The following is a 3,754-nucleotide window of genomic DNA, read 5'->3' on the forward strand; positions in this document are numbered from 1 at the left end:
ATCCAAGGCTGTATAACCGCCGGCAACGTAAATTGCGCCTGAGCCGCCCAGATTGCTAAGCACAACTGCCGGCGCCGCTGCCTGGATAAAATTGAAGTTCCCGGAAATCAAAGCCATCGTGGAGACGGCGGCCTGGGCTCGAACGACTTCCACTTCGAGTCCGTTTCTGGCGAAGATTCCCGTTTCCTTAGCGATAAAGATCGGCAAATGTGTAGGGCCGACACCGGTATATCCGACAGTCAGTTTGGCAGGCTCGGCCGACGCCCTGGTTAGACACAGCGTCAATGCAGAACAACAGGCAATCAGCAGAGTCAGAATCCTATTTATCAAATTTATTTTCCTTCACTAAAAGACTAAAAGGAGGGCGCAAACCCGCTTGTTTGATGCCAAACCAGCGGGACAGACGTCCCTCGGCCAGCGCTGAAACTCTTTTAATCCCCTTAAGCATCCCAACCTTGTTCAGAAAGGCTTATGTACGTTCCGTCAGGATCCATGAGGTGAGACGATTTGGCAACGCCCTCGGTCTTCGCCAATTGGAGCGGCGCCTCGTTCTTGTAGGTCAGCGCGAGGGGTTTTTTTAGTTGCTCTTCAACGGCCTGGATGTCGGGCACTTGAAATCCCAGCACATGCAGGCCGAGCCCGGCTGCTGGCAAGCTTTTTATCAGCCCCAGGCTGATCGTGCCGTCGGAGAGTCGCAGTTCCGGTGCGCCAGTTTCTCCGCTTTCATTTCTGCCTATCTCCTTCATGCCGAAAATAAACTTGTAGAATTCGGCCAGGCGGGCGGGATCTTGCGTGGTGATTCCGACGTACCTCACTCCGGGAAGGTTTTTCTCATTGCCGGTGCCCCATCCTTTTTCCGCGAGATCCACGCCATTGCCGTCCGGATCTTGAATGCGAACCTCGGTGTAGCGACCGTCGTTGGGTCGTTGCGCTAAGCGAATAGGCGGGTCTAGCTCGCCGAGTTTCTTCTCGATTTCTTTGAGGTTATCAATCTGAAACCCGAAATGATTGATCCCGACGTTGCGCTTTTTCTCGGCCATAGTCTGGTGGATTTGTAGACAGTTGAGATTAAAGTAGCCGTCGGTTACGTAAAAGGCGTAAGGACTATTTTGCTCCTCGTTCCAAACTTCCTGCATACCGAAAATTAATCGGTAGAATCTGGCAAGGCGCCGATTGTTGTTCGTGCAATTGGCCATGTGTCTTATCGCGTTCATTTTGCCTCCCCGAGGTTATGATATGTGCGAGCCTTAGCATGGCTGTCGATAGTTGAGCAAGGAAAATGCCGCCAATACAGGATAGATCGCCAGAAATACTCAACACTCATCTGAGCAGCCAGTTCCAATCGTTCCACTGCTTCGCTTCGTTCCAAGCGTTCCAGTCTATGTATCATCTCCCGTGCTTTGGGAGTTCTAGACTGCGCAACTGAAACCGGGACTGAATGCTATCCTGCCCATGCCCCTCGAAGACTCCGCCATCGCGCCGCCGCCGCCGGGATTCGCCGACAAACATTTGCGCGATCGGTTCATGCTCGCCGGCTACGGCCTGCAAAAAATCGCCGAAACCATTCGTAGGCGACCTTAGGGTGGGGGGCGGCGGCGTGGCAGCGGTGTGTGAAGCGTACGGCGTCTGACTATTACATCTCGACTATTCTCCTTATTCCGACGGTGGCTAAGACTTGCGATAACTGGCGCCCATCAGCATCCATACAAGACTTTGATATAGGAACTGCACCACGACTGCGAAGGGCGGAGCAAGGTAAGTTCTTGATTTGACAATACAGGGTGGCATGAAACGTATTGTTTAAGAGCTTAGAGATATTTTTTGAACCGAAAAAGCGACCTCTAACACTATCCTGTGGGATGAAAGTGTTGTACGTGCAAGGATGCAGCTTGGCCCGACCGGTGAGACCCATCCGACCCATCCAAGTTGGTATGGCGTGTGGTTGCCCGGACATTAGCACAGTATGTCGGCCTTCTAGTACTACTGTGTTATAAATAAAATGGTTTTATGTTATGGTTGTTATTAGAGGAGGAGAACGACCATGGCAAAGCTGGCCGAATACGAACGGTACATGAAGTATCTATGCGAAGCATTGGGGCACCAGGACCGCCACGTGGGGTTTTCGGATTACAGCCGAGGATTGATGCTGCCGATTGAGCGTAAGAGCGTGGAACCGCTGGCGGCGCACATCGATCCGGGGCACGTCAGCGCAAAGCATCAGTCGTTGCACCACTTGGTGGCCGACTCGGAGTGGTCCGACGTGGCGGTTTTGGGGCGCGTGCGCGATTGGGTGATGGCCAAGCTTGGGCGCAAGAGCCAGTTTTATTGGATCGTGGACGATACCGGGTTTCCCAAGAAAGGGACTCACTCGGTGGGAGTGGCGCGGCAGTATTGCGGGCAGCTGGGTAAGCAGGACAATTGTCAGGTGGCGGTGAGTCTGTCGTTGGCCAGCGAGCGAGGCAGTGTACCGATCGACTGGCGGCTGTACTTGCCGGAGGTATGGGCTAAGGATCAGCGGCGGCGGAAAAAGGCCGGTGTGCCTAAGGAAGTAAAGTTTCAAACCAAGCCCCAAATCGCGCTGGAGCAGATCGGCGCGGCCCAAGCCGCGGGCGTTGCGGTCGGCATCGTGCTGGCGGATGCAGGCTATGGCAATGAAACGGCGTGGCGTGAAGCGCTCGATGAAATGGGGTTGGAGTATTGTGTGGGGGTGCAATCGGTCACCACCGTGTGGGCGGCTGGGACGGGGCCTGTGGCGCCAAAGGCCAAAAACAAAATCGGCCGTCCCCAGACACGGTGGCAACGTGTGGCGGACACTACGCCGCTTAGCGTAAAGGGGTTGGCCAAAACGTTGACACCGCAGCAATGGCGCACGGTACAGTGGCGTGAGGGAACCAACGAGAAATTGTCCTCGCGTTTCGCCGCGGTGCGAGTGCGAGCGGCGCATCGGGACGAGGAGGGGCTGCGTGCTCCACGGGCAGAACAAGGGTTGCTGATCGAATGGCCTGTAGATCAAGCAGAACCGACCAAGTATTGGTTGGCGACGTTGCCTGCTGACACCCCGCTTGTCGATTTGGTCAAGACCGCCAAAATGCGCTGGCGCATTGAACGGGACTATCAAGAGCTCAAGCAGGAATTCGGACTGAGCCACTACGAGGGACGGGGCTGGCGCGGCTTTCATCATCACGCCACCTTGTGCATTGCCGCCTACGGCTTCTTGTTGGCAGACCGGCTTAAACATCGCGGTTTTAAAAAAAACTCCACTCGATCAAAAACGGCTACCCTACCCCAAGATTACACGCCGCGCGGCAGCCCAACGCAGGCAACGTCACGTGCCCGATTCCATCGCGACGTTGCGCTATCTGCTGGCGTGCGAGATCGTCAGCCAACTCGATCGATGTCCATTCTGCAACGTCGTGAATAAACGTTAGTAACACAGTAGTACTAGAGAGTCACAAGACAATCAGGAGCTGCCCGGGGTTAAAAAGCCGCCGGCACAATATCTCGCGGCGCCCATTGGCCCCATCCCTGGAAAAAAAACCACGATCGCATAAAAAGACCGATGATTAATTTGTGTTCTACCCGGCCTGCGCTTATTCTATGCGAGCGACTTATGAAGTGTTTTCGTTTGGCGGCCGCGCTTCTGCTCATGGCGGCATGCGCGACCTTGGAGTCCCAGAGCGATTTCTTGAGCGGGCGGCGCGCGTTATTGCGCGGCGAGCCTGATAATGCGCTTTCGTTTTTCGATCGAGTCGCT

General features: G+C 54.9%; 5 protein-coding genes. 2 read left to right on the forward strand and 3 right to left on the reverse strand.

The features are described from left to right. Both ACREC7_RS15995 and ACREC7_RS16000 read right to left on the reverse strand, forming a co-directional pair. A partial coding sequence (locus tag ACREC7_RS15995; RefSeq protein ID WP_431556683.1) for an ABC transporter substrate-binding protein occupies window positions 1-330 on the reverse strand: 330 nt, incomplete at its 3' end. 110 nt (window positions 331-440) lie between these two features. Then, the gene (locus ACREC7_RS16000) at window positions 441-1,214 is read right to left on the reverse strand and encodes a VOC family protein (RefSeq protein WP_431556684.1); all 774 of its coding nucleotides are present in this window, start codon (window positions 1,212-1,214) and stop codon (window positions 441-443) included. A gap of 238 nt (window positions 1,215-1,452) precedes the next feature. On the opposite strand from ACREC7_RS16000, the gene ACREC7_RS16005 reads away from it, so the two are divergent. Beyond that, window positions 1,453-1,581, forward strand: coding sequence for a hypothetical protein (locus tag ACREC7_RS16005; protein WP_431556685.1), 129 nt, complete (start codon window positions 1,453-1,455; stop codon window positions 1,579-1,581). A 460-nt stretch (window positions 1,582-2,041) separates the two neighbouring features. Next, a complete protein-coding gene (locus ACREC7_RS16010) occupies window positions 2,042-3,421 on the forward strand; it encodes an IS701 family transposase (RefSeq protein WP_431556686.1) in 1,380 nt (459 codons plus the stop codon). A gap of 56 nt (window positions 3,422-3,477) precedes the next feature. On the opposite strand, the gene ACREC7_RS16015 is transcribed toward ACREC7_RS16010, so the two are convergent. Beyond that, window positions 3,478-3,754: hypothetical protein (locus ACREC7_RS16015; protein WP_431556687.1), on the reverse strand; the 277-nt coding region annotated here is incomplete at its 5' end.

Source organism: Methyloceanibacter sp. (assembly GCF_050728395.1).
In the GTDB taxonomy this organism is placed as follows: domain Bacteria; phylum Pseudomonadota; class Alphaproteobacteria; order Rhizobiales; family Methyloligellaceae; genus Methyloceanibacter.